Annotated in this window: 23 protein-coding genes and 2 tRNA genes; 8 read left to right on the top strand and 17 right to left on the bottom strand. The window is 34.4% G+C overall.

Features of this window, described 5'->3' with window-relative positions:
• The first annotated feature begins 5 nt into the window (after positions 1-5).
• Positions 6-923: a ribonuclease Z gene (gene rnz, locus J3U23_RS04950; protein ID WP_267331904.1), complete on the top strand. Its 918-nt coding sequence runs from the start codon at positions 6-8 to the stop codon at positions 921-923.
• Positions 924-1307: 384 nt separating this feature from the next.
• Here rnz and J3U23_RS04945 read toward each other — a convergent pair whose 3' ends face one another.
• Complete coding sequence (locus tag J3U23_RS04945; protein WP_267338662.1) at positions 1308-1868, bottom strand: NAD(P)H-dependent oxidoreductase; 561 nt, start codon at positions 1866-1868, stop codon at positions 1308-1310.
• A gap of 107 nt (positions 1869-1975) precedes the next feature.
• Here J3U23_RS04945 and J3U23_RS04940 point away from each other — a divergent pair, with 107 nt between their 5' ends.
• Entirely contained in the window at positions 1976-2323 is a 348-nt protein-coding gene (locus J3U23_RS04940; protein WP_267338661.1) for a winged helix-turn-helix transcriptional regulator, read from the top strand.
• A gap of 45 nt (positions 2324-2368) precedes the next feature.
• Here J3U23_RS04940 and argE read toward each other — a convergent pair whose 3' ends face one another.
• Positions 2369-3526, bottom strand: coding sequence for an acetylornithine deacetylase (gene argE, locus J3U23_RS04935; RefSeq protein ID WP_267338660.1), 1158 nt, complete (start codon positions 3524-3526; stop codon positions 2369-2371).
• Positions 3527-4049: 523 nt separating this feature from the next.
• On the opposite strand from argE, the gene J3U23_RS04930 reads away from it, so the two are divergent.
• Genes J3U23_RS04930 through J3U23_RS04920 form a run of 3 tightly spaced genes read left to right on the top strand, consistent with a single transcriptional unit; the run spans position 4050 to position 9071 of the window.
• A complete protein-coding gene (locus J3U23_RS04930) occupies positions 4050-5123 on the top strand; it encodes an HlyD family secretion protein (RefSeq protein ID WP_267331058.1) in 1074 nt (357 codons plus the stop codon).
• 13 nt (positions 5124-5136) lie between these two features.
• On the top strand, positions 5137-7935 hold the full coding sequence (gene rbbA / locus J3U23_RS04925) for a ribosome-associated ATPase/putative transporter RbbA (protein ID WP_267338659.1): 2799 nt from the start codon (positions 5137-5139) through the stop codon (positions 7933-7935).
• A 5-nt stretch (positions 7936-7940) separates the two neighbouring features.
• Complete coding sequence (locus J3U23_RS04920) at positions 7941-9071, top strand: ABC transporter permease (RefSeq protein ID WP_065734089.1); 1131 nt, start codon at positions 7941-7943, stop codon at positions 9069-9071.
• 111 nt (positions 9072-9182) lie between these two features.
• Here J3U23_RS04920 and J3U23_RS04915 read toward each other — a convergent pair whose 3' ends face one another.
• Complete coding sequence (locus J3U23_RS04915; RefSeq protein WP_267338657.1) at positions 9183-10442, bottom strand: Y-family DNA polymerase; 1260 nt, start codon at positions 10440-10442, stop codon at positions 9183-9185.
• Entirely contained in the window at positions 10439-10885 is a 447-nt protein-coding gene (locus J3U23_RS04910; protein WP_065562071.1) for a LexA family protein, read from the bottom strand. The genes J3U23_RS04915 and J3U23_RS04910 overlap by 4 nt, the downstream gene beginning before the upstream one ends.
• Positions 10886-11250: 365 nt before the next feature.
• On the opposite strand from J3U23_RS04910, the gene J3U23_RS04905 reads away from it, so the two are divergent.
• Positions 11251-13581, top strand: coding sequence for a TonB-dependent hemoglobin/transferrin/lactoferrin family receptor (locus J3U23_RS04905; RefSeq protein WP_267338656.1), 2331 nt, complete (start codon positions 11251-11253; stop codon positions 13579-13581).
• Positions 13582-14041: 460 nt separating this feature from the next.
• Positions 14042-14896 carry an aldo/keto reductase gene (locus J3U23_RS04900; RefSeq protein WP_267338655.1) on the top strand — a complete coding sequence of 285 codons (855 nt, stop codon included), beginning with the start codon at positions 14042-14044 and terminating at the stop codon, positions 14894-14896.
• A 17-nt stretch (positions 14897-14913) separates the two neighbouring features.
• On the opposite strand, the gene J3U23_RS04895 is transcribed toward J3U23_RS04900, so the two are convergent.
• Positions 14914-15873 (bottom strand): helix-turn-helix transcriptional regulator, encoded by a 960-nt coding sequence (locus J3U23_RS04895; protein ID WP_267331911.1) that lies wholly within the window; start codon positions 15871-15873, stop codon positions 14914-14916.
• A 126-nt stretch (positions 15874-15999) separates the two neighbouring features.
• Here J3U23_RS04895 and J3U23_RS04890 point away from each other — a divergent pair, with 126 nt between their 5' ends.
• Entirely contained in the window at positions 16000-16380 is a 381-nt protein-coding gene (locus tag J3U23_RS04890) for a VOC family protein (RefSeq protein ID WP_065734095.1), read from the top strand.
• A gap of 292 nt (positions 16381-16672) precedes the next feature.
• Here J3U23_RS04890 and J3U23_RS04885 read toward each other — a convergent pair.
• From J3U23_RS04885 to sbcB, 12 genes are all read right to left on the bottom strand, one after another.
• Positions 16673-16748: transfer RNA gene (locus J3U23_RS04885), tRNA-Gly, on the bottom strand.
• Between the two features lie 19 nt (positions 16749-16767).
• Positions 16768-16855: transfer RNA gene (locus tag J3U23_RS04880), tRNA-Leu, on the bottom strand.
• 221 nt (positions 16856-17076) lie between these two features.
• The gene (gene pgsA, locus J3U23_RS04875; protein WP_065562116.1) at positions 17077-17631 is read right to left on the bottom strand and encodes a CDP-diacylglycerol--glycerol-3-phosphate 3-phosphatidyltransferase; all 555 of its coding nucleotides are present in this window, start codon (positions 17629-17631) and stop codon (positions 17077-17079) included.
• 107 nt (positions 17632-17738) lie between these two features.
• Complete coding sequence (uvrC, locus tag J3U23_RS04870; protein WP_065734100.1) at positions 17739-19574, bottom strand: excinuclease ABC subunit UvrC; 1836 nt, start codon at positions 19572-19574, stop codon at positions 17739-17741.
• A gap of 1 nt (position 19575) precedes the next feature.
• Positions 19576-20253, bottom strand: a complete 678-nt coding sequence (artM, locus tag J3U23_RS04865; RefSeq protein ID WP_065562114.1) for an arginine ABC transporter permease ArtM — start codon at positions 20251-20253, stop codon at positions 19576-19578.
• A gap of 9 nt (positions 20254-20262) precedes the next feature.
• Complete coding sequence (artQ, locus tag J3U23_RS04860) at positions 20263-21033, bottom strand: arginine ABC transporter permease ArtQ (RefSeq protein ID WP_218059990.1); 771 nt, start codon at positions 21031-21033, stop codon at positions 20263-20265.
• Between the two features lie 84 nt (positions 21034-21117).
• A complete protein-coding gene (locus J3U23_RS04855; protein ID WP_065562113.1) occupies positions 21118-21852 on the bottom strand; it encodes a transporter substrate-binding domain-containing protein in 735 nt (244 codons plus the stop codon).
• Positions 21853-21881: 29 nt separating this feature from the next.
• Positions 21882-22610 (bottom strand): arginine ABC transporter ATP-binding protein ArtP, encoded by a 729-nt coding sequence (gene artP / locus J3U23_RS04850; protein WP_065562112.1) that lies wholly within the window; start codon positions 22608-22610, stop codon positions 21882-21884.
• Positions 22611-22903: 293 nt separating this feature from the next.
• A complete protein-coding gene (locus J3U23_RS04845; protein WP_065734101.1) occupies positions 22904-23551 on the bottom strand; it encodes an ElyC/SanA/YdcF family protein in 648 nt (215 codons plus the stop codon).
• 1 nt (position 23552) lies between these two features.
• On the bottom strand, positions 23553-24242 hold the full coding sequence (locus J3U23_RS04840; protein WP_267338654.1) for a CidB/LrgB family autolysis modulator: 690 nt from the start codon (positions 24240-24242) through the stop codon (positions 23553-23555).
• Positions 24239-24682 carry a CidA/LrgA family protein gene (locus tag J3U23_RS04835; RefSeq protein ID WP_081303336.1) on the bottom strand — a complete coding sequence of 148 codons (444 nt, stop codon included), beginning with the start codon at positions 24680-24682 and terminating at the stop codon, positions 24239-24241. The genes J3U23_RS04840 and J3U23_RS04835 overlap by 4 nt, the downstream gene beginning before the upstream one ends.
• Before the next feature lie 106 nt (positions 24683-24788).
• A complete protein-coding gene (gene sbcB, locus J3U23_RS04830) occupies positions 24789-26225 on the bottom strand; it encodes an exodeoxyribonuclease I (RefSeq protein ID WP_267338653.1) in 1437 nt (478 codons plus the stop codon).
• Between the last annotated feature and the right edge of the window lie 40 nt (positions 26226-26265).

Here is a 26265-nt window from a genome sequence, read left to right as displayed (position 1 = left end):
CTTTTATGAAATTAACTTTTTTAGGAACGAGTGCTGGGTCACCAACAGCTGAACGCAATGTTAGCAGTATTATGCTTGATCTCCGGCAGGAAAGAGGGCGTTTATGGCTTTTTGATTGCGGTGAAGCGACTCAAATGCAAATGCAAAAGGCCAAATTTAGTCTGGCTAAATTAGAGATGATTTTTTTGACACATTTACATGGTGATCATCTGTTTGGTTTACCTGGCGTGTTAACAACTCGTTCTTTGATGCAAAACCAATCGCCATTGACCTTAGTTGGTCCAAAAGGCATTAAGCAATTTATTCAAACTGTTATTGATATTAGTTATTCATGGCTGACTTATCCTTTAAATATTATTGAACTTGAGCAAGATGGTTTGGTTTTTGAGGATAATAAGTTTCGCGTTGAAGCCAAATTATTAGCGCATCGTGTTCCGTGTTTTGGGTATCGGATTATTGAAAAAGATCTGCCAGCGTCATTGGACATTGATAAGTTAAAAAAGGATAACATTCACATTGGTTCTTTTTATCGTGATTTAAAAGAAGGTCGAACCGTTACGTTAGAAGATGGTAGGATTATTCATGGTAAGGACTATCTAGAAACCATTAGAAAAGGTAAAAAAATTGCTATTTTAGGCGATACCATTCCTTGTCAGGCTTCAATTGATTTAGCTCAGGATGTCGATTTGTTAATCCATGAAGCAACCCAAGAGCAAGCTCTTGAAGAAAAGGCGCTTGAGCGAGGACATTCCACAACTGTACACGCGGCAACTATTGCCAAACAAGCTGATGCTAGGCGCCTTATTATTACGCATATTAGTCCTCGCTATAGCTTGAATGACAAAACAAAATTAGTCAATGAGGCTAGGAATATTTTTGCGCCCACTGAAATCGCAACTGATTTTGCTACTTTTGAAGTATAGTAAAATGAGCCGATCTTGTCGGCTAGTTGATTTTGTATAAGTTAGCTTTCTTCGTAAAAAATAATTCATCTCAAAAAGCCAAGATTTTGTAAAAAATATTGAGGAGTCTATACCGTCATTTTTTTTTCAAATATAGTATGATGAGCCAATTTTGTCGGTTAGCTGATTCTGTATGAGTTAACATCTTTTGTTAAAAAGATAATTAATTTTCGAAAGCCTCGATTTTGTAAATAATATCAAGGAGTCTATACCGTCTTATTTTTCTATACAGAATAAGATTAATAAATCTCCTTGGGAGATCTTGAATAAAATGCGCTATATTTATTATCTTTTAGGCAAGGATATTTCTTAATAAGGTGTATTAAGAAAGTTTAGTGATAAATTCTAAATTAATATCCCTAATTTTTTCATCCAATTTACATAATTATCGGCACTTTTTTCTATATCGTTTTGTGTGATTTTATCTGGGTAATCTGGCTCATTATTTGCGCCATAAATCGCAAAAATGGGCTGATAATCAGCTTGAACATAATTCATTGTTAATTCGAATGGTCTTAGAATTTGCTCGAGCGTATATTTATAATGTCCAGATTCGCAGTAATCAGCTTTCTTTATCCCCGCCGAAACCGCTAATCCTACTTTTTTATTTTTTAATTTGTTTCCTGAAGAACCAAATGCCCAACCATAAGTCATAACCTCATCCAGCCACTGTTTTAATAATGGCGGGCAATTAAACCAATATATTGGAAATTGAATAACTAAGTTTTGATGATTTTCAATTAAGTTTTGCTCAAAACTCGGATCTATTTTATGTGAGGGGTAGTGTGAATAAAGATCATGCAAGGTTATTTGATCATGATATTGATTTAATTTATTAAACAAGCATCGGTTAACATTTGAAGAAGCTAAATCTGGGTGAGCAATAATCACTAAAGTCCGTTTCATTGTAAATATCTCTTATCTATTTATAATTGAGTCATCATAGTATTGATACAATTATTTTTAAAGTACGGTAATTACAGTTATGTACTATCTTTAGGGAGAGTGTAAACATGGAAAATCATCATTGTGCCGAAGATCATTTTGAGAATAGTGGATTTAATTACACACTCTCAATGATTCGAGGAAAGTACAAGATTGTTATTCTTTATTGGTTAAACGAAAATCAACCATCAATGCGATTTAATGAACTTAAACGAAGTATTAATGACATTTCATTTAAAACGCTAAGTAATACTTTAAAAGAGATGGAAAGGGATAAATTGATTTTCAGAAAAGAATATCCGCAAATTCCCCCTAAAGTGGAATATGGGTTATTAGACCGAGGTAAATCTTTGGTACCGATTTTAGATATGCTTTGCCAATGGGGAAATAGCCATAAAGATGACAAATTATCCTAATTTAAAGTAACTTCATTCGCCGACGATGTCGGCGTTTTTATATGATTAAAGACAGAAATCTTTGATCAAATTTTCTATCGTTAATTTTGTTGGTTTTATAAAGTCCATTGAAATAAACTCGTCTGGTTGATGAGCTTGTTCAATAGAGCCAGGACCTAAAACTATGGTTGGCGCAATTTGATTTAAATAAGGCGCTTCAGTACTGTAATTGACAGTTTGTGCTTGATGACCCACTAAACTTTCAATGTGCTGCAATGCAGGGTGATCTTTTTTACATTCGTATCCTGGAATGGGTGATACTTCATATTCTACTGAAATACGATTAGGGTATTTATCCATAACGGGTTTTAGTGTTTCACATAATGCGTTATAAATCGAGTCAACATTATTATCAGGCAATACTCTTATATCAATAATTAATTCACAACACCCGCATATTCGGTTTGCAGCATCACCGCCATGAATCACACCTAAATTTAAGGTTGGATAGGGGACACTAAAGCCTTCATTATGATATTGTTCTTTGAATTTTTGTTTAAGGATTAATAGACGTTCAATGACTAAATGCATAATTTCTATAGCATTAATACCTTTGTCTGGATCGCTTGAGTGACCTGATTTTCCTATCACCTTTATTGAATTAGAAATAAATCCTTTATGTGCTCGTATAGGAATTAGTGAAGTAGGCTCGCCAATTATGGTGCAATCAGGTTTTAATTGAGTTTGTTTGGCAAAAAATGATGCACCAGCCATTGAGGTTTCTTCATCTGCAGTAGCTAATACATAAATTGGTTTGGTGAGTTTTTTTAGATCAATATCTCGCAAAGCATCTAGAATAAAAGCAAAAAATCCTTTCATATCAGCCGTGCCTAATCCGTAAAGCTTGTTATTATCTTCCGTTAACTTAAATGGATCTTTGCTCCATTGTCCATCATCAAAAGGAACGGTATCGGTATGGCCACTTAGTAGTAGGCCTCCTTGGCTTTTGTTTTCACTATTTGAATAAGTTGCCAGCATATTGAATTTATGACGTGTGTTAGGGACGGCTTGAACATCAACAGTAAATCCTAAATCCGCAAACCATGTCGCTAATTTGTCTATTAAAGGTTTATTGGAATAATCCAATTTTTCGTTGGTGACATTACTAATAGTTGGAGTGGATATCAATTCATTATAAATTGTCAAAAAAGAGGGGATTGCCATAAATTCACCTTATTAAATAATAACGTTTAGCTTTCATCATTCTTTGTTCAATGCGCTTTGCGTTAATACTAGAATGCAAAATACTAAGATTCAAAATACGATAATTCAAAATGGTTTACATGATAGCTTATTTTATATCAGCATGAATTAAAAAATTAATTATTAATCACTTATAAAATAATAGGAAGTGAAGATTAAATTATTTTAGATTGCCATATTAGTGAATGTACATCACTTTCCATTTAAAGTTGAGACCGATATTGATGCGTTATAAAAGAATTTATTAGCTGTGATAACACTTTTTTAGATCGAATTAGAGTGATTAATGGTGATGATTTTCTAATGCTAACTTTTCCCAATAGTAATTTACTGATTTTTAGCATTTACTGCGTTTACATTTAGAGTCGATTCTATTTGTAAAAAACATTTGCTATTATGCGTAAATTGAAAATAAATAGATTATAACGGTTAAATTTTTCGTTAATATTTATTATAAATTGTTACTTTAGAATAGGTGTTATTCATGAAACAAATAAATAAAAAATGGATTATTATCGCAGTTGTAGTTGTTGCTATTGGATTTATCTTATGGCAACAATTTAAGCCTGATGGATATGGTTCAGATTTTACTAGCGGTAATGGACGTATCGAAGCAACTGAAATCAATATCTCAGCCAAGTTAGCCGGTAGAATTGAAAAAATTAATGTTGATGAGGGTGATTTTGTTAAAGCAGGCCAACCTTTAGTTGTTATGCAAACAGATACATTACAAGCTCAGTTAAATGAAGCTCAAGCGCAATATCGACAAGCCTTGAGTAATGAAGCGACATCTAGAGCTCAAGTTGCCTTAAAAATGAGTGATAAAGTGGCGGCTTTAGCTGGCGTTACTCAAAGAGAAAGTGATTTAGATATTGCCAATAAGCATTTAGAACGAACAAAAGCCCTTTATCAAAAAGGGGCAATTTCAGTTCAACAATTTGATGATGATACCGCTAAAGTAAATAGTGCAAAAGCAGCATTAGACTCTGCTAAATCACAAGTTACCGCTGCCGATGCAGCCATTGAAGCTGCGCAAGCCGGTGTAGAAAGTGCTAAATCAGCTATAAACGTAGCGCAAGCAAATATTAATCAAATCCAAGCGGATATTGATGACAGTACATTAACTGCACCAGTTGATGGACGTATTCAATATCGCATTGCTCAACCCGGTGAAGTTTTACCTTCAGGCGGTAAAGTGTTAAATCTGGTTAATCTTTCAGATGTTTATTTAACTTTCTTTTTACCAGAAACAATTGCAGGTAAAGTCGGAATTGGTGACGAAGTAAGATTGGTTCTTGATGCTTTACCCAATAAAGCAATTTCAGCCAAAATTTCATTTGTCTCAAGTGTTGCGCAATTTACGCCTAAAACTGTTGAAACTAAAGATGAACGTCAAAAACTCATGTTTAGAGTGAAAGCACAATTAAGCCCAGAATTGTTAAAATGCTATATAACTCATGTTAAAACCGGCCTTCCTGGTGTGGCTTGGGTAAGACTAGATCCTAATACGGAGTGGCCTTCAGGTTTATCTGATGTTGCAAAATGCCAAACTAAATAATTGGAGATAGCATATGTCAGAGTCAAATAAAAAGGATTTGACGTTACTTGCTGAAGGTAAGGCCATTGATGATGCTGTTGTAAATGTAAGTAATGTATCGTTACATTATCAAAAAACGTGTGCGCTTAATGATGTTAGTATTGCCATCCCGCCTAGATGTATGGTGGGACTGATTGGTCCTGATGGTGTTGGTAAATCTAGCTTATTATCATTAATAGCGGGCGCACATGTCATTCAAGAGGGATTAGTTTACGTTTTAGATGGTGACATGAAAGATAAATCCCATCGTAAAAACGTCTGTACCCGTATTGCTTATATGCCACAAGGGTTAGGGAAAAACCTTTATCCTACACTTTCAGTTGAAGAAAATTTGCAATTTTTTGCTCGTTTATTTGGTAACGATGCTGCTGAAAGGCGACGTCGTATTGATGAGTTAACTAAAAGCACTGGGTTGTATCCTTTTTTATCTAGACCCGCTGGTCGCCTTTCTGGAGGGATGAAACAAAAAGTCAGCTTATGTTCTGCCTTGATTCATGATCCTGATTTACTTATTCTTGATGAACCAACAACGGGGGTGGATCCTCTTTCTCGCGCGCAATTCTGGCAATTAATCAATAAAATTCGTGAACAACGACCACAAATGAGCGTGATTGTTGCAACAGCTTATATGGATGAAGCGCAAAACTTTGATTGGCTGGTTGCAATGTATGGCGGTAAGATTCTTGAAACAGGCACGCCTCAAGCATTATTAGCCAAAACAGGTAAAGATAATTTAGATGATGCCTTTATCCAATTAATGCCAGAAGATGCTAGAGAAGGTTATGAATCGGTTGAAATTCCCCCATTAGATTTAAATAAAGATTTACAAGTGGCGATTGAGGCAAAAGGTTTAACCAAGCAATTTGGTGATTTTGTTGCGGTTGACCATGTTAACTTTTCAATTAAACAAGGCGAAATATTTGGTTTTTTAGGATCTAATGGTTGCGGTAAATCCACAACGATGAAGATGTTAACAGGGTTATTACCAATATCCTCAGGTGAAGCTTGGTTATTTGGTAAACCGGTTGATGCAAGTGATATTAATGTTAGACGTCATTTAGGTTATATGTCTCAGGCTTTTTCGCTTTACAGTGAATTAACGGTTGAACAAAACTTAGTTTTACATGCCCGTCTATTTGGTATTGAAGAAAGCAAAATTCCAGCAAGAGTTGAGGAGTTAGTTAAGCGTTTTGGCTTGGAAAATGAATTAAAAAGTTTACCAGATAGTCTACCGTTAGGGGTTAAGCAAAGACTATCTTTATCTGTTGCGGTGGTTCATAATCCTGAGATTCTTATCCTAGATGAACCGACTTCCGGAGTTGATCCCATTGCTCGGGATGACTTTTGGCGTTTAATTATCGAACTTTCCAGAAAAGATAAAGTTACGGTATTTATTACTACCCATTTTATGAATGAGGCGGCACGCTGTGATAGGATTTCACTCATGCACGCTGGTAAAGTATTAGCCAGTGATACTCCTGATAATATCATCCATTCCAAAAATGCTAAAACGCTGGAAGAAGCTTTTATTCGTTATTTAGTTGATGCTGGTGCAGATGATACCAATAGTGATGAAAAAGCAAGTGAAGAGCCTAAAACTTTAACCAATAAACAAGCTAATACAACGCAAGATGCTCACCTACAGGGATTTAGCTTAACTCGGATGATTGGGTGTATGTGGCGTGAAACTTTAGAGCTATCGCGCGATCCATTGCGAGCTTTGTTAGCACTTTTAGGTTCAGCTATCTTAATGCTGGTAATGGGCTATGGTATCACCATGGATGTAGAAGATTTAAATTTTGCGGTGTTAGATCGTGATCAAACTATTACCAGTCAAAATTATATTACCAATCTATCTGGATCTAAGCGCTATTTTATCGAGAAACCGCCAATCCTTGATTATGATGATATGGATCATAGGATGAGAAGTAATGAGATAGCATTAGCTATTGAGATTCCACCTAATTTTGGTCGAGATATTCAACGTGGTGATCCGGTTAGTATTGGAATATGGATTGATGGTGCAATGCCTTTGCGTGCCGATACGATTAAAGGATATGTACAAGGAATGCATCTTGCTTGGTTAAGTGACAAAATTAAAATGACTACCGGAACAACATCAAGTTCATTGGCAAATATCGAAACTCGATATCGTTATAATCCCGATATCAAAAGTTTACAAGCTATGGTACCGGCGGTTATTCCTATTTTATTATTAATGATTCCATCGATGTTAGCTGCACTATCCGTAGTGCGTGAAAAAGAGATGGGGTCGATAATTAACTTATATGTTACGCCTGTTACCAAAACTGAATTTTTATTAGGTAAGCAGGTTCCATATATTGTGATTTCGATGCTTAGCTTTTTATTATTGCTGCTTATGGCGGTTACAATATTTGGCGTACCAATTAAAGGCAGCTTGTTAACTTTGTGTTTGGCTGGATTAGCTTATTGTATTATTGCAACAGGTTTTGGATTACTTGCTTCGACAGTTACACGCAGTCAAATTGCGGTTATCTTTTTAACCTGTGTTGGTACCATGTTACCAGCGATACAATTTTCTGGTTTGCTTAATCCGGTTGCATCTTTAGAAGGTAGTGGACGATATATTGGTGAGGTTTATCCAACAACCCATATGCTTATTATTGCTCGAGGAGTCTTTAATAAGGCATTAGGATTTTTTGATTTACATAACTCAATATTTGCCTTGCTGATCACCATACCGATTATACTTGGTGCAAGTATATTCCTCCTCAAGAAACAAGAAGGATAGATATTATGCAAAGTTTTATTAATATTTATCGCTTAGGCATTAAAGAATTATGGGGATTGATTCGTGATCCAATTATGTTGCTGTTAATTGCCTACTGTTTTACGCTTGATATCTATACTGCAGCAACAGCAACTTCAGACTCGCTTCATCATGCGTCGATTGCGGTAGTTGATGAAGATGATTCGCCATTATCCAGACAAATTATTGCGGCGTTTTATCCACCCATGTTTAACCAACCGGTAAAACTAAACTCTATGGATGAAGTTGATCGAGGTATGGATACCGATAGTTATACTTTTGCATTGAATATTCCACCTAACTTTCAACGCGATGTGTTAAATAATCAAAGTCCAGAAATTCAACTTAATATTGATGCAACACGAATGGGGCAGGCTTTTGTTGGGAATGGTTATATTACCCAAATTGTGACCAACGAAATAACAAAATATTTCAATCAAATCGATAAACCCACCAGTTTGCCGGTGAATATTGAAGTTCATGCTGCATTTAATCCAAACTTGACCCGTTCTTGGTTTGGTTCCGTTATGGAAATCATCAATATTGTGACCACGTTGTCGATTATTTTAACTGGCGCAGCTTTAATGAAGGAGCGTGAACATGGTACTATCGATCACTTGCTTTCAATGCCAGTTACACCACTTCAAATCATGATATCAAAAGTTTGGTCGATGGGGCTTGTCGTGCTTGTTTCAACATGGGGGGCACTCTTAGTTGTTGTTCATGGTTGGTTAAATGTTCCGATTGAAGGTTCGATTACCTTGTTTTTAATTGGGGCTGCTCTACATTTATTCGTGACAACGTCACTTGGTATTTTTATGGCTACTGTCGCTAAATCAACAGCACAATTTGCTATGCTATTTATTTTAATTCTTCTACCTTTACAGATGCTTTCTGGTGGTAGTACACCACGTGAAAGTATGCCTGAAGTGGTCCAAAATATCATGTTGTTTGCACCAACAACGCATTTTGTTGAATTAGGGCAAGCAATTTTATATCGTGGAGCGGGTTTAAGTGTTGTTTGGACATCTTATGCTTGGTTATTAGCTATTGGTAGTGTGTTCTTTCTTATTGCGCTTAAACGTTTTCGTAGTTCAATTGTTAATATGGGGTCTTAGAATAAACGTGCTGAACATAAGATTCAATCGGTTTTGTTCAGCACTTAAAAATATGGATATACTTGTTTGAAATGATCAAATATATCCATTGTTTAAATTATTATTAATTATCTATTTAGCAAAAGGTAACTCTTCCCAACGAGTTGTATACCGTTGGCTAAGCAAATCTCGCTTGATTTGCCAAGCTGCGGTTTGTCTTATACCGCCTAAGTGAATAGTATTTTTTCCCATCTTTTGATTAATGTAATCCATTGTTTTCATTAGCTGTTCACTTTTTTGTGTTTCTGATATGTCAGGAATAAATAAATCGGATTGGCAATAATCATCTTTAGCTTTTAGATCAAGTAGCATCACACCTGATTTCATAAATAAAAAGCCTTTTTTATAAATGGATTGTAATCCTTTTTGAGCGGCATGAATGATTAATCTCGAATCATCAGTTGTTGACAATAATGGAACGACAATTGATGGATTATATTGAGGTAATTCTGGCCGAAATCGATTAGTCTTTAAAAAGACCAGTACTGCACTAGCAACTGATTTTTGCTTTCTTAGTTTTTCTGCACCACGGCTTGTATGTACTCGAATTGCTTCTTGTATATCAAATAGATCACTCGTTAAATGACCAAAGCTACGCGATGTCATAATATTTTTTTTAGGTGTAGATAAATCATCTAATTCAATGCAGTTAATACCACGTAGTTCAAGTACTGTACGTTCAAGGACAACAGAAAATAACTGTCTAATTTGTTTCAAATTAGCTTGATGTAAGTCCCAAGCGGTATGAATATCTAATACTTTTAACCGTTGAGCAATTCGCCAACCAACGCCCCATATATCTTCAATTGAGAATTGCTTTAATATCGTTTTTATCGCCTCTTGATTAGTCGGTAAACAATAAACACCTTGATGAATTGGCTGTTTTTTGGCGATATGATTAGCTAATTTTGCTAACGTTCGAGTTGGTGCAATACCAATACTCACCGGGATACCTGTATCACGCTTTACTATTGTTTTTAAATTTTGACAATGAGTTAACACATTGTTAAATCCATTTAAATGGATGAATGCTTCATCGATAGAGTAAGGTTCAATATCTGCAGTATAATGACGAACGGTATCAAATACCCGCTGACTCATATCGCCATAAAGTTCATAATTAGAACTCAATAATTTAATTTTTTTTCTAATTTTGGGTTCAATTTTGTAGGCAGGCATTCCCATTGGTACTAAGGGTTTTAATTCATTAGAACGGGCGATTACGCAACCATCATTATTAGATAAGATACCAATGGGTTTTCCTTCTAATTTGGGATTAAAGACTCGTTCACATGATGCATAAAAATTATTACAATCAATTAGCCCAATCATGAATGTCCTCGCTTTCGTAGGGAGTGAATCGTATGTATTACGACTCCCCAAATATGGACTTCTTTCCCTGTTAGTGAAATAGGTGGATAAAGTCTATTGCCTGATACTAAATGATGTTCGCCATTAATAAAACTTAAACACTTACAAGTTAGTTCACCGTCAACAGCGGCGACAACAATATCATCTATTTTCGGTTCTAAAGATCGGTCAACAACAAGCAGATCACCACTGTAAATACCATAATCAATCATTGAGTCACCAATCGCTTTAATATAATAAGTCGCACTAGGGTGCTTAACTAAATGGCTAGTTAAATCTAGTTTTGTTTCTAAATAATCATCAGCAGGTGAGGGAAATCCGGCTCTTACTGGCGTATTAACTAAAGGCAAATAAGTCGCGAGAGAGCTATTAGCTTGCCCAAGAACAACACAATATTTATTCAAGAAAACACTCCTAAAAAACAATAAAAAACGAATAGTGGAGATCTATTCGCATAAAAAAAAGATATATGTATAAATATACAGTATAAAATACTTAATTCAATAAAAACGAGTGTAAAAAATTAAAAATAGATTACTAAAAAAAGATAATCTGTTGTTTTACAAGTAAAGTTGCTAGCTAAACGACTTAGGTGCTTACTTTTCAATTTATCGAGAGATAAATTAAATTTAAATTTTGCTATTTATTTATACCTAAAAAAACTATACTCCCTAACCCTACATGATAATGATTATCATTGCTATTTATGTGGGTAATATTAATTTAGTCGTGTTTATTTAATAACTGTGCTTTTTAAAAGGAACTAGGTATGGGATATAAAAAAATAAGTATATTATTGCTCTGTATGAGTTTTTCTCTTCAAGCGGAACCTTCAAGTGGCCAAAATACTTCATCAGAAGATGAACAAGAATCACAAATAAAAAGAAATAAAAATAACGTAAGTAGTGAAGATATTGATGATGTGATTACCGTTATAGCAAGATCACAAGATCAATTGAAAAAAATTAATAGCGTTATTGCCGGACGATCAACACTTACATCTGGTTTGATAGAACAAAAGCAAGCGGATAATGTAGCCGAATTACTCAACACATTACCGGGCGTGAGCGCCGCCGGTTCGGTTAGACCGGGTGGACAGACATTAAATATTTGGGGATTTGGTAAAGTAGAAGATGTAAAAATCATTGTTGATGGTGCGCAAAAAGGTTTCCAAAAATACCAACAAGGTTCGGTTTTTGTTGAGCCGGAATTACTTAAACGGGTTGAAGTGAATAAAGGCCCGCATGATGTCAAATTTGGTAATGGTGGCTTTGGTGGGGTAGTAACAATGGAAACTAAAGATGCGATTGATTTACTCGATCCTGATAAATATGTTGGCGCTTTGGTTAAATATAGTTTCCATTCAAATAATCATCAAAATATGGTAACAAGTGCTGTTTATGGTAGAACAAAAGATGATATGTTTGATGGGCTGTTTTACTACACTAACCGCGATAGTGGCAATTTTAAAAGACCGGATGGTTCTCGATTTGAATTCTCAGAAGATGATATGGACACGTATATGGGGAAATTAAATTTTAGACCCAATGAAGAGCATACGTTCACGATATCCGGTATCCGCTCAAAACGAGATTCATGGCAGCCGTGGGCAGCAAAATATGTTGAAAAGATGACGCCACCAACTGCTGCCCAAATTAAAAAATATGGATATAGAGCAGCTTGGCTACGAAAATTAGTCAAACGTGATCAAACAGATGAATCAGCGCAATTTAAATGGAACTATCAACCAACTTATAATCCATTAGTCGATTTTACCTTACGTGCCACATATTCAAAAACAAAGCAACATGATATGAGGCCGGCCAAATATAATCCGGTTGCTTCTTTAGGTACCATGGGCAATGAGAGTTGGGTCAGTTACACTGATAAAACTGTTGAGCTTGAAAATAACAGTATTTTTACTACAGGACCAATTGATAATCTTCTAAAAATTGGTGCGCAAGTGCATTTGCATGATCGTGATACCTTGATGTATTACAAAAATTACGAGAAAAAACCAAATTATAATCATGGTTATTTCCAACCTGCTTATATGCCTTCGGGAAAACAACAAACTTATAGTTTTTATCTACAAGATGAATTATCGATTAGCAATTTTGTCTTAACGCCAAGCCTTCGATACGATTATGTTCGTAATCATGGTAAGAAAAATTATGCATCAGCTTATAATGATCCCGATCCGCGTTATGGACACAATTATGCGCCTGTTACCTATACCGGTTGGACGCCAAGACTCGGTTCATATTGGCAAGCGACAGAAAATATCGGTTTTTTTGGTGATATCAGTTATGCATGGCAAGCGCCGACTGTTGATGAAACTTATGAGGTTCAATTCACCCCTAAAAATGGCGGTAGTGGTAAAATCTCTGCAACCAGTCGCAATTTGAAAAAAGAGCGTGATTTATCAATCCGATTGGGAAATATCCTCGATTTCAATAATCTAATGTTAAATGATGATAAATTACAAGTTCGAAGCACATTATTTAGACAGCGTGTTACTAACGAAATTTTTGTTACTCGTGGTTTTAATGGCTCTATTTGTGGACCGGGTAAATTGTGTCCGGTAGGCCAATCTAATTATCGAAATCTGCCCGGTAAGTTAGTGGTAAAAGGATTTGAACTAGAAACCTTTTATGATAGTAAATATTGGTTTGCTAGTGCAACTTATTCCATTCAAAAAGGAGAGCGAGACACCGCGCCACAAGCTCCATGGATGCATAACAAAACTTATGTTGCGACAATTTCACCTCGTACAGCAACTTTAACTACCGGTTTTAAAATTCCTCAATGGAATTTAAGAGCAGGTTGGAATGCTCAATTTGTCAGAAAACAAGATCGAACAGGGTCAGAAGATAGAAATCATGATGGGTTTGCTGATCTTGGGGCGTATGGTTTAGGTCGTTCATCAGGTTATTCATTACATAATTTATTTGTAACCTGGCAGCCAACATTTTTACCGAAAGCTGAAGTTAAACTGGCCGTTGATAATATCTTTAACAAAGATTATCGACTATATTTAGGTGAAAATACTTATGGTTTAGCACGCAACTTTAAAGCAAGTTTTTCATATAAATTTTAATACTTATCTAGCGTTAAGTTGATAAATTTAAACAGTTAAAAAGTATTGCAGGTTAAACTATTAAAAAAATAGTATTGATGCCTTATATAAATAAGGCATCAATAAAAATCACTGAGTAGTTAAACACATAATAAGCATTTCAAAAAGATCTAATATGATCCGCCACATGCGATTGAATCTGCATTAAACGATTAAAAGAGGGGTGTGAGTGCTGATTGATATATGAATTATATTAGCTTCATACATATCTCAAATTAAATAATTTTCGATATTGAAATTACTTGTCACTTTTTTTAATGACCTTATCGGGCTTTTCATCAAGCTTGAATATCGTGATATTTTAATAAAAAACCTAAGCTAATTAATGAAAATTTTTCATTAGTGCATGTTGTTTTACCTACTTTATCATTGTAGTAAGCTGTTTAATAATAGGCTAACTACAATAACTGAGGTATGGGCTATGAAAAAAACAATAACATTAAATAATGGTATCGAAATGCCTATCTTAGGGTTTGGTGTTTTTCAAATGACCGATAAGAAAGAGTGTGAAACAGCCGTACATGATGCAATTGATTCTGGTTATCGGTTGATTGATACAGCTGCAAGTTACCAAAATGAAACTGAAGTTGGTAATGCTATTCGTGCACATGGGATTGATCGAGCAGAATTATTTATTACGACTAAGTTATGGTTGCAAGATGCCAATTACAATGGTGCTAAGGCTCAATTTGAACGTTCATTAAATCGTTTGCAATTAGACTATGTTGACTTATATTTAATTCATCAACCTTATGGTGATGTTCATGGTGCTTGGCAAGCAATGCAAGAGCTTTATTCAGCAGGTAAAACTCGTGCTATTGGCGTAAGTAATTTTCAACCTGATAGATTAGCTGATTTAACTGCATTTCATTCCATTATTCCTGCCGTAAATCAGATTGAAGTTAACCCATTCCAACAACAGCTTGAAGCCGTGCCTTATATGCAAAAAGAGAGCATAACTCCTCAAGCCTGGGCACCGTTTGCTGAAGGGAAAAATGGTTTATTTACCCATCCGGTGTTAGGTCAAATTGCCGTTAAATATGGTAAAACAATAGGGCAAGTGGTATTACGTTGGTTAGCACAACGAGGTATTGCCAGCTTGGCTAAATCTGTGCGTAAAGAGCGTATAATTGAAAATCAAGATATCTGGGATTTTGAGCTTTCGGATAAAGATATGCAACAAATAGCAGCGCTTGATATAAATACAAGTCAATTTTTTGATCATCGAGATCCGCAAAAAGTAAAATGGTTAACCAGCCGGAGATTAGATGTTTAAATTTTTAGTTATTGAGGCTAATTTGACATAAATGGATTGACAGTTTCTTTGTAAGATTTAACTAATTTTTCCGCTCGTTCAACGAGTTTTTGACGTATATGCTCAGGCTCTAAACAAATACATTTATGACCTAAGCTTAGTAAAATGCCATAACTGTAGTCATCATCAATAAAGTTAAAATCTACAAGATACTGTTGTCCATTTAATTTCTTAATATCTTTTTCATCACAAAAATCTAAAATACGTTCCAAAAGCGATTCATCTATTAGCAATTTTATTTTAAAAATCTTTTTTTTCATCTCCGTTTGGAATAAAGAAAATGCTTCAGGCGTTGTTTGCTTAATAAATTTAGTGTTTGTTTTTCTAATGTTTGACATTTTTGACAATTTAAATACACGAAAGTCATTTTTAGTTAGACAAAAAGCTTGTAAATACCATTCTTTTTCCTTAAAAATAAGTTTATATGGCTCAATTAAACGTGAGGCTTGTTTATTCCTAACACTTAAATAATCAAACGATAAAAGCATTTGCTCTTTCAGTGCCAGTCTTATAATAGATATTTTGTTATCAATATTTTGTTTAGAAAACCAAGGCGATAAATCAACAATAAGTTGATTTAAGTTATTTGTCACTTCATCAAGTTCTTGTTCTGATAAAAAACTCTTTATTTTCTCGAGTGTTCTTAAATTTTCACTTTCTTTTAAAACTGGTGAGGATAATAAGTTGAGGCCTTTTAATAAAACAATGACATCTTCTTTAGTGAATAGACCTTTACTAATTTTATAATTTTTTAAAATACTTATTCCACCGGCACTTCCTTGATAGGTAATAATGGGTATACCGGCTCCCTCAATAACTTGTATATCTCGGTAAATAGTACGCAATGATACATTTAATTTTTCTGCTAATTCTTTACCAGTTATTTTTTCTCTTTGTAGCAATACCATGATGGTAGTAATTATACGATTAATTTTCATGCTTTATGTTTGCAAAATAATTTAGATTGAATTTTAAATATGACATACAGTTGTCAGCAATGCTACATCAAAATAGAGATAACTAAAATTGATTGAACTAATTTTTATCACTAAAAGGAAAGAAAAATGTTTAAACCTAATAGCGTTATTGTTTATGTCAAAGATGTCGATGCTAGCACAGAGTTTTACACAAAAATACTAGGGCGTCCACCAGCTAAAACTTATCCTGGCTTTGCTGTATTTTTATTGAATGATGGTTTTATTTTGGGACTTCAAGAGGCCGATAAAATAACACCAAAGGCACCTAATCATTATGGGGGATTTGAGCTGTCATTTAGTGATGTAACAAAAAATGAAGTAGATGAGATTTATGCGACATGGAAAGAACTAAACGTCAAAATTGAACTCGAACCTCAAATGCTCGATTTCGGATACACATTTGTAGGAAATGATCCTGATGGTCATCGACTCCGTGTTTGTGCTACCGACACTTCAAAATTTGAGTGAAATAATGTTTTAAGAAATTAAGACAATTGGTGTTTTATTATGTAGCCATTGTTTATGAGGAATTAACTTCATAAAAGATAGGGGGGGAGCACCCGAGCATTTCGTGGATTTGATTTCGTATGGGAAGAATCTGATTGAGCTTGCGGTGATAATTTCAGTTGCAATAAACATTAATAAATTAATTGTATTTAAACAAGTATATTTCTCAAATTTCATTCAAGTTTAAAACTAGTTAGGCATTAATCAAAATTTGATCTTTTTGGGCTTCAATGGTTTGTAGTTGATTCAATATTGGAGCGGGAAACGAGGTTCGAACTCGCGACCTCAACCTTGGCAAGGTTGCGCTCTACCAACTGAGCTATTCCCGCATAAGAGAAGTGTTTTAAATGGTGCCCGGGGCGAGACTTGAACTCGCACGGCCAAAAAGGCCGAGGGATTTTAAATCCCTTGTGTCTACCGATTTCACCACCCGGGCTCAAAACTTATTACGTAAGGTAATCCGCTTTGAATGCAGTGCATTTTACCTATCTTGAGATTTCAGTCAACATAAATTTTGGATTAATTGTTTAATTGCTCAATGTTTAGCTTATTGTTGGTTTAATATTGAGTTTTTGGGGATTGAGAAGTGTAATTTTGTGAACTTACAGAAGATAACAAAATTACACTAAAAGTAACGGTTATCGAGTTTTTGATAAATTATTCTTCATCTAATAAGTCACTTTGCGCTATCCATAAATATTGGAACATGGATAATAACGTTAAAATTGTGGCTAAAAAAAGTGCAGCTAGCCCCGCATATATAACAAGATCGCAAGGACGCCAAAGTAACCAAGTTAATGCTGTCATTTGAGCAATTGTTTTAATTTTGCCAATTGAAGATACTGCAACATTTCCTCGTTTGCCAATTTCAGCCATCCATTCTCGTAATGCAGAGATAATAAGTTCACGAGAGACGATTATTATTGCAGGAATAGAAATCCACCACGCTTGATAATATTGCGTTATAAGTACCAATGCGATTGTTACCATTATTTTGTCGGCAACAGGATCTAAAAAAGCACCAAATTTAGTCGTTTGACCTAATCTGCGGGCAAGGTAACCGTCAAAAACATCTGTAACTGCAGCTATTAGGAAGATTAATGCCGAAAAAAAGCCTGACCATTCATGAGGGATTAAATAAAATGCCAACACAAAAAATGGGATCAGTATTACTCGAAATAATGTTAAGAATGTAGGTAAGTTAATTTTCATGTGACATTAGCTCATATTGTTTTATTAATCAAATGGTTAGCGACAATTAAAAAAACAGGGTTTTCTCATTGATTATGTTGCCTGAAAAATGTTAATTTTTCAATGTGTTATTGCTGTAAATTTAGATAAATTTTTTCAGCTAATGATTTTGAAATACCTTGAACTTGTGCAATTTCGTCTATACTGGCATTTTTCAACTCTCTAAGCCCACCAAAATGCTTGAGTAATGCTTGCCGTCTTTTTCCACCAACGCCTTCAATATGCTCTAAAGCGCTGTCAGTTAACTGCTTAACGCCTTTTTTACGTTGACCAACAATTGCATGATCGTGCGATGCATTTCGAATTTGTTGAATAAGCAGTAAAGCAGGGGAATGATAATCCAGATAATATCCTTTTCCATGAGCTTCAAAGAATAGTGTTTCTAATCCTTCTTTACGTTCAGCACCTTTGGCCACACCAATTAAAATAGGGTGGTTTTTATCCCAGTTTACGTCTAAATTATCAAAAACCCTTAACGCTTGGTTAAGTTGACCTTTTCCTCCATCTATAAAGATGATGTCTGGGATCTTATCTTCAGGAAGATCTTTCTTACTATAACGACGGGTTAAGACTTGCTCCATTGCCGCATAATCGTCTCCAGGTGTGATACCATTTATATTGTAGCGACGAAACTCAGATTTAACGGGACCTTTATCATCAAAAACGACACAAGATGCAATTGTGTTTTTACCCATAAAATGGCTTATATCAAAACATTCCATTCGATTGATTTTATCAATGCCCAAAAACTCTTTTAGTGCATCATATCGTTGTTTAATGGTTGAGTTTTCGAGTAGTTTATTTTTTACTTCAGTTTGAGCATTAACTGTTGCAATATTTAATAGTTTAAGATTATCACCTTTTGGTTCATCAACTATTTTTACTTGATGTTCAGCGACAATAGATAAAGTATCTTCCATTGCTTGCTTATCAGATAATGAAAAATTGAGAAGAATTTTCTTCGGAATATTTCTATTTTGATTTCCTTGTAAATAAAATTGCCCTAAAAATGTCTCGATCACTTCTTCTAGTTCAGTATTAGATGGCACTTTTGGAAAATAAGAACGATGTCCAAATGTTTGACCATTTCGAATAAAGAGTACATAGATACAAGCTAAGCCGAGTTCGTAATGGAAACCAATCACATCTAAATTATCATTATTGTTATAGATAGCTTGTTTTTCATTTATGTGTTTGATCGCTTGTAGCTGATCTCGTAATGCGGCTGCTTTTTCAAAATTAAGCTCACTACTGGCTTTTTGCATATCCGCAGTAATTTTTTGCAATATTTGGTCTGATTGTCCGGAGAGAAATAACCTTACATAATTAACTTGTTCATTATAATCTTCGTCGCTAACTAAGCCTGGTACACAAGGCCCTAAACAGCGTTTGATTTGGTACTGTAAACAAGGACGAGTTCGATTACGATAAGTGCTATTTAAACATTGTCTTATTGGAAATGTTTTTTGTAATAAGGCAAGAATTTGTTTTACCGCATATCCACTCGGATAAGGGCCAAAAAACTCATCTTTTTTTCGATTAATTGCACCTCGATACAAAGACAATTGAGGATGTCTTTCTTTACTTAATTTGATAAACGGGTAGCTTTTATCATCTTTGAGCAATACATTGTATTTTGGTTGATATTTTTTGATATAAGTTTGTTCGAGTAATAATGCTTCAGTCTCTGTATTGGTGATGGTAAATTCAACTCGATGAATATGACTTACTAATCGATCGGTTTTGATCGTTTTTTTACTGCTATTGAAATAGCTTTTTAAGCGATTATTGAGATCTTTCGCTTTTCCCACATAAATAATGGTATCTTTATCATTAAACATTTGATAGATACCTGGTTTATGTGGGACTGTTTTTAGAAAAGATGCTGTATCAAATTGGCTCATATTAGTTTTCAAAGGTGAGGGCTTTTTTCTCTATTATCCTCATAATGGTGCTTAAAATACCATTTATCAAGAGGTAAATGAGCCCTGCAACCATAAAAATTGAGAAGTCATAGTATTCACCATTTAATGCATTACTATATCCCATTAAATCCATAACAGGAATCATTGAAGCTAAGGCTGTACCTTTTACCACAAAAACGACTTCGTTAGAATAAGTAGAAAGAGCACGTTTTAATGCATATGGCATGACAATTTTAAGAGTTTGTCTTTTGTTCATACCTAAAGCGCTACATGCTTGCCACTGTCCTTGTGGAACAGATTTTAATGCACCATAAAATATTTGTGTAGTATAAGCGGCACTATTAAGCGTTAAAGCTAAATAAGCACAAAACCAAGGTGAAGAAATAAAATCATAAAAAGCAGGAAATTTACTTAAATATTCACCAAATTGTGATGGTCCATAATAGATTAAAAACAGCTGTACTAATAATGGTGAACCAGTAAAAATAATGATATAAGCGCGAATTGTTTTCGTTAATAGCTTAGAATTTAACGATAAAAGACATGAAAAAACAATAGCCAAAATACCAGCCGTTAATATACCGAATATACTTAGACTTAATGTATCAGGTAGACCTTGAAGAATGATTTTTAGATAAAAAATAAAATTATCAGACATAAAATAACCTTACTGACTGTTGGCTGATGGTTCAAAATGGGTTGCACGTTTTTCAATACGTGAAATAATTTTTTGACTTAAAATTGATATCACTAAATAAATAATCATCGCAACAAAGTACCATAAAAAAGGCTGATTGGTTCGGGCAACTATTGTTTTGGTTTGCATCATTAAATCATCTATCGCGATTGCTGAAACAAGGGCAGTATCTTTTAATAAGATTAACCATTGGTTACTCAAACCGGGTAATGCGTGTCGCCACATTTGTGGCATGATAATACGAAAGAAAGTTCGAGATTTGCTTAATCCTAAAACTTGAGCTGCCTGTTTTTGTCCGCTTGAAATCGCTTTAAATGCACCGCGTAACGTTTGTGAGGCATAAACAGCGTAGAGTAATGATAAAGCAAAAACACCGCATAAAAATGGGTCCGGTTGGGTATTATGAATACTCATTTTTACGGTAAACGATGTAAAGCCGAGAGGAACGGTAAAGCCATCATCTAATGCCATCAATAGCAGTGGTAAACCAGTATAAATCGCAACCACAATTAATAATTCGGGTAAAGCTCGAATGGTTAAATTGAATAGCGACATTAGCCATGCAACGGGTTTGAATGGTACTGATTCTAAAATAGTAAAAATGAACGCAAAAAACATTCCAACGACTAACGATACAAATGCTAATGATAACGTAATCGCGGTAGCTTTCGTAAGCGGCAAAATATACCCATCCATAGAAGAGAGTAACAAGTCTATACCGTGTGCAAAAAATTCTGACATAAAAGAACCGTAGTTAAATTTAAAAAATAAACTCGCCGCAGAATATGCGGCGAGATAAATAAGAACTGATTTTGTTATTAATAATTATTTACTAAACCATTTTTTATAAATAGCATCTAATTCGCCATTTGCTTTTAGTTTATCGATTGCTTGATTAAATTGTTCAAGTAATTGATCATTGCCTTGACGTAAAGCAATACCTAAACCTTCACCAAAAAATTCATGATCGGTAATTTTATCGCCTAACGCAACGATATCAGCATCTTTACCTAACCATTCACCAGCAACAAAAGAGCTTGAAACAATAGCATCAATACGTTTAGCTTTTAAATCTAAGAAAGCAAATTGGTAGCTATCATAGCTTACTGCTTTAACATCAGGATATTTTTCATTTAAATATTTTAAGTAAGTTGTACCTTTTTGAATACCAACTTTCTTACCTTTTAGCTGGTCAAGACTAGTTAAGGAATCTTTTAATGTAACAAATTGGATTGAGCTATCATCATAATAGATTTTAGTAAATGCAACTTGCTTTTGACGTTCAGGTGTAACATCTATACCAGCAATAGCCGCATCGATTCGACGAGTTTTTAAACTAGGAATTAATCCATCAAATGATTGATTTACAATGTTACAAGTTACTTTCATTTCATCACAAAGTTTATTCATGACGTCAATATCAAACCCGATGATTTCGTTTTTATCATTAGTAAATTCGAAAGGTGCATAAGTCGCTTCGGTACCAATGGTTAACGTTTCAGTTGCTTGAGCTGCAAATGCAGATCCTGCAAGTATAATAGCTAGTAATGTTTTTTTCATATATCCACCCAATCAGATTTTTATTAATATTAATGCGATAGATAAGCTTTGAACTCTTCAGTTTTTGGATGAGCAAAACACTCAATTTGACCTTGTTCAACAATCTTACCCTGTTCCATGTAAATCACTTGTGAAGCAACTTTACGAGCAAAATCGACTTCATGCGTAACAATAATCTGTGTAATTCCTGTCTGTGACAGTTCATTAATGATTTCTGCAATTTGAGATGTGATTGCAGGATCTAAAGCTGCTGTTGGCTCATCAAATAGCAAAATTTTAGGTTCCATCATTAAGGCTCTCGCAATAGCCACTCGTTGCTGTTGACCACCTGAAAGGTGAAGAGGGTAACGATGGGCCATTTCATCAATTTGTAAGCGAGCCAAAATTGACATGGCTTTTTCACTTGCTTCTTTTTTCGATAGTTTTAAAACTTGGCAAGGGGCTTCAATTAAGTTCTCTAAAACAGTTAAATGTGGCCATAAGTTGTAATTTTGAAAAACCATTCCAACATTTTTGCGTAAAGTTCGAATAGTTGATTCACTTATTTTTTTTGAAAAATCAAAATGTGAATCCGCAATTGTCATTTCACCAGACGTTGGTATTTCAAGTAAGTTAAACACTTTCAGTAAAGAACTTTTACCTGCACCACTCTGACCAAGTAAAACAATTGTTTCACCTAAAGGGTAACATAAAGAGACATCATTTAATGCCTGATGTTTACCATAAAAACAGTTAATATGGTTTAATTCGATATTCATTAGTATTAGATAAACTATTTAAATTTTAATTGACTAAATATTACTTTTTTTTGCATAAAAATGCAATCTAAATTATTAGACAACGATATTTTAGCTTGATTTTTAAGCTAAAAACCCGGCTCCTCAACTTTTTTTATTGTCGTTATTTTAGTGTTGTATCAAGTTGTTTGTATAATTATCAGTACTTAGAATTATAAAAAACATGAAGATTAAATAATAATGTGAAATATATAACCATATACTTAGCTCAAAAACCCCGTTCCTCAACTTTTTTTTAGATTTATATAATGTTATTAATTTTGATTATTAATGATTGGAATGGTAGGACCAAGAAATTTAGGTTCTTTGTTCAGGATGTAAAGATCAATAAAAGCACTTACTCGTGCAAACATCTCTCTAATTCGAACTAACTTCATACTTTTGGGCGCAGGGACAGCAAAACATTGAGCTTGAATACCTTGCGCTAACGCAATAAACATTGCTCGTTCACAATGGAATTCTTGAGTAATAATAGTAAATTCATCTGCGTCAAAGACTTTATTTGCACGAACAATTGAATCGAAGGTTCTAAATCCAGCAAAATCTAAAACAATGGCATCTTTAGGGATGCCTGCTTTTATGAGATCTTTCTGCATCATTATTGGTTCGTTATAATTTAATTGCGCATTGTCTCCACTAAGCAATAAATAATCAACTTTACCTTGCCAATAGAGATCAATCGCACCATCTATTCGGCTGCGATAAAAACCATTGATTCCGCCATTTTTTACATATTTAGATGTTCCTAATACAACACCAATTGTTCGGTAGGGAAGTTTGTTTTCATCGTGATAAATGTAAGGTGCTGTCTTATAGCTTATCCAAAAGTCGAGTCCAATTACTAAGGCAAGTAGTAATGAAAAAAAAGCAATAAAATAAGCAATAAGTTTTTTTAACTTCATACTAAAACCAATCAAAAATAAATACCATTATTGGGAATAAAAATGGTGCTGTTAATGAGGTCATAATACCACATAAAACTAGAGATAGGGAGCTATAAGCCCCTTCGTTATAATTGACTTCAATACAACGCGCTGTACCTACAGCATGAGATACTGCACCAATTGATAATCCTCTTGCTGAAGGTGTTTTTATTCTAGCAACGTTCAGTAATTGATGACCGAAAATACCACCTAGTGTTCCAACAAGTATTACGCATAATGCAGCGATTGATTGAACGCCACCCTCATTACCAGCGATGGTGACCGCGATGGCTGTTGTCACTGATTTAGGTAATACTGATGCAGCAATTTCTTTACTACCACCTAACCATAATGCAATATACACACCGGTTACCATAGACGCTATGGAGGCAGTGAAGGTGATAATCATGATTGACTTCCAACGGGCTTTTATTTGTGGAATGAGTTCATATAAAGGATAAGCCAAAGCAATGACAGAGTAAGGAAGTAGATCGTTAATAATTTTTACGTTTTTAACATATTCAACATACTCGGTATTTGTTATTAATAAAATAGGGATTAATACAATAACCGAAATGACTAATGGGTTAAATAACGGATTTTTAATTTTAAATGAGATTCTTCTAATAATTAAAAAAACCAAAACGGTTAATGGTAGCATCCATATCATGATTGGTTCTCCCTATTATCGGAGGTTTTAACGACTTTTTTATGCAGATGTTCAGTTAAAAAAGCGGTTAAATATAAGACAATAACTGAACCACCAACACTAGCAAAAATTATTGGTATCCAATTATCTAAGAGTAATGAATAATTATCCATTATCCCCATCGCCGCAGGAATAAAGAGTACCGTCATGTATCGCATGAAAAGATTACAACTATTTTTTATCCAACACGTTGGTATTAATTGAAAAGTTAATAAAATGAACAAAATCAATAAACCAATAATACTTCCAGGGATCATGATTGGTAAGATTGCAGATACGACATTTCCTGCCCATAAGCAAATGGTTAGGATAATCAAGCCTCGACCGTAGCTAAATAGTGTGTAGTATAAAGAATAAAGTCGATGCTTAATGGTTGCATGTTTGGCTAAAAAGTGTTTCATAAATTAAATGCTAATTGTTTAAAACTTAAATTATGATTACCAATTCTATAGTAAGAGATGGCATTGTACTTTGAACAGGCGTATATGATACGCCCGTAACATTTAATTATCCAACTAAATAATGACAATATTGATATAGTTGTTTTAGTAATGCCAGCTTTTCAGGTTTTTGTATATAAATCTCAGCAAGTTGTTCAAGGGTTTGCATATAATCTTGAACTTTAGTTGCATCTAGTTTATCACGACAATGATCTTGCCAGATTCGTAACTCTTGTTCAGTTAACGTTTCTGGATAGTTTCTAGCTTTATAACGAAACAGTAATTTTGCTAATCTTGGATCATCAAAAGTTAACGATAAACTATCTAATAATTGGGGGGGAGTAGTTCGAATCGTTTCACAATTTAATAAATCATTTCCATTTAAAAAGCCTGCATATATTTGCGCATCGACATCACTATTGTTATTTGAGTATTCATTATCCATGACAAATAGTTCACGCATTTTACTTTGTAATAAACTTTGATTTTCCAGTAGTTTTTGTTGATTTTCTAAGCATTTTTGTTTATCAAGATCAAAACGCTTTGCATTATCGGGTAATAGTGTACTCAATGGCGCAATGATTGGGCATTTGTTAATATGAATTAGTTTTAATGGGATACGTTGTTCATCAACATCAAGATCTTCAGTTTTAGTGTAGAGTTTCTCTCGAATAGTTTCGACTGGTAAATTAATCAGTGAATCGATATCTCCAGTAAGATCACAAACAATCACTGCATTTTTTTGATTTGCGTGCCATGCAATAGGGCTAACTAATGACATGTTACCGCGATAACTACCTAACATGCCAGAAACGTGAATTATTGGCGTCATGTTGGCAATATCGATAAGCTCGACAACTTTATTTTTATTACGTAGTGTGAAGAAGTAATTGAATAACTTTGGTTGTACTTGCTTAATTAATTTTGCCATCGCAATGGTGGCGTAGACATCAGACATAGCATCATGCGCATGTTCATGTTTAATATTATTAGCTTTAGTGAGATCTTCTAATCGAAAACTAGGGAAACCAGATTCATTTATTGGCCAATTAATCCCTTCCGGTCTTAATGCATAACAAGCTCGGACAACATCTAGTAGGTCCCATCTTGAATTACCGTTTCGCCAACTATAAGCATAAGGGTCATAAAAGTTACGGTATAAGATGTTGCGAGTCACTTCATCATCAAAACGAATATTATTATAGCCTAAGATACACGTGTTAGGTTGGCTAAATGCTTCATGTATTTGTTTGGTGAATTCGGCTTCACATATACCTTGTTGATTTACTTTTTGTGGTGTTATTCCAGTTATTAGCACAGCTTCAGGGTTGGGAAGATAATCTTGGGCTATTTGACAATAGATGACTAAAGGTTCTTCAATAATATTAAAATCACTGTCAGTTCGAACACCAGCAAACTGAGCAGGGCGATCTAAAGCTGGATTTATGCCAAAAGTTTCATAATCGTGAAAATAAAAGGTTATCTGCTGTGAATTATTTTTCATTATTTTATAATTTTTTGTATTTTAATTTATTAAATCAAGC

Origin of the sequence: Gilliamella sp. B3367, from assembly GCF_026536825.1 — a bacterium.
Classification (GTDB): Bacteria; Pseudomonadota; Gammaproteobacteria; order Enterobacterales; family Orbaceae; genus Gilliamella; species Gilliamella apicola_E.
Note: the sequence above shows the minus strand (reverse complement) of the source record. Positions and strands in the feature narration are given on the sequence as shown.

Coding starts and splice junctions, on each gene's coding strand:
- rnz (WP_267331904.1), top strand. CDS start 6: ATGAAATTAACTTTTTTAGGAACGAGTGCTGGGTCACCAACAGCTGAA.
- J3U23_RS04945 (WP_267338662.1), bottom strand. CDS start 1,868: ATGAAACGGACTTTAGTGATTATTGCTCACCCAGATTTAGCTTCTTCA.
- J3U23_RS04940 (WP_267338661.1), top strand. CDS start 1,976: ATGGAAAATCATCATTGTGCCGAAGATCATTTTGAGAATAGTGGATTT.
- argE (WP_267338660.1), bottom strand. CDS start 3,526: ATGGCAATCCCCTCTTTTTTGACAATTTATAATGAATTGATATCCACT.
- J3U23_RS04930 (WP_267331058.1), top strand. CDS start 4,050: ATGAAACAAATAAATAAAAAATGGATTATTATCGCAGTTGTAGTTGTT.
- rbbA (WP_267338659.1), top strand. CDS start 5,137: ATGTCAGAGTCAAATAAAAAGGATTTGACGTTACTTGCTGAAGGTAAG.
- J3U23_RS04920 (WP_065734089.1), top strand. CDS start 7,941: ATGCAAAGTTTTATTAATATTTATCGCTTAGGCATTAAAGAATTATGG.
- J3U23_RS04915 (WP_267338657.1), bottom strand. CDS start 10,442: ATGATTGGGCTAATTGATTGTAATAATTTTTATGCATCATGTGAACGA.
- J3U23_RS04905 (WP_267338656.1), top strand. CDS start 11,251: ATGGGATATAAAAAAATAAGTATATTATTGCTCTGTATGAGTTTTTCT.
- J3U23_RS04900 (WP_267338655.1), top strand. CDS start 14,042: ATGAAAAAAACAATAACATTAAATAATGGTATCGAAATGCCTATCTTA.
- J3U23_RS04895 (WP_267331911.1), bottom strand. CDS start 15,873: ATGAAAATTAATCGTATAATTACTACCATCATGGTATTGCTACAAAGA.
- J3U23_RS04890 (WP_065734095.1), top strand. CDS start 16,000: ATGTTTAAACCTAATAGCGTTATTGTTTATGTCAAAGATGTCGATGCT.
- pgsA (WP_065562116.1), bottom strand. CDS start 17,631: ATGAAAATTAACTTACCTACATTCTTAACATTATTTCGAGTAATACTG.
- uvrC (WP_065734100.1), bottom strand. CDS start 19,574: ATGAGCCAATTTGATACAGCATCTTTTCTAAAAACAGTCCCACATAAA.
- artM (WP_065562114.1), bottom strand. CDS start 20,253: ATGTCTGATAATTTTATTTTTTATCTAAAAATCATTCTTCAAGGTCTA.
- artQ (WP_218059990.1), bottom strand. CDS start 21,033: ATGTCAGAATTTTTTGCACACGGTATAGACTTGTTACTCTCTTCTATG.
- J3U23_RS04855 (WP_065562113.1), bottom strand. CDS start 21,852: ATGAAAAAAACATTACTAGCTATTATACTTGCAGGATCTGCATTTGCA.
- artP (WP_065562112.1), bottom strand. CDS start 22,610: ATGAATATCGAATTAAACCATATTAACTGTTTTTATGGTAAACATCAG.
- J3U23_RS04845 (WP_065734101.1), bottom strand. CDS start 23,551: ATGAAGTTAAAAAAACTTATTGCTTATTTTATTGCTTTTTTTTCATTA.
- J3U23_RS04840 (WP_267338654.1), bottom strand. CDS start 24,242: ATGATATGGATGCTACCATTAACCGTTTTGGTTTTTTTAATTATTAGA.
- J3U23_RS04835 (WP_081303336.1), bottom strand. CDS start 24,682: ATGAAACACTTTTTAGCCAAACATGCAACCATTAAGCATCGACTTTAT.
- sbcB (WP_267338653.1), bottom strand. CDS start 26,225: ATGAAAAATAATTCACAGCAGATAACCTTTTATTTTCACGATTATGAA.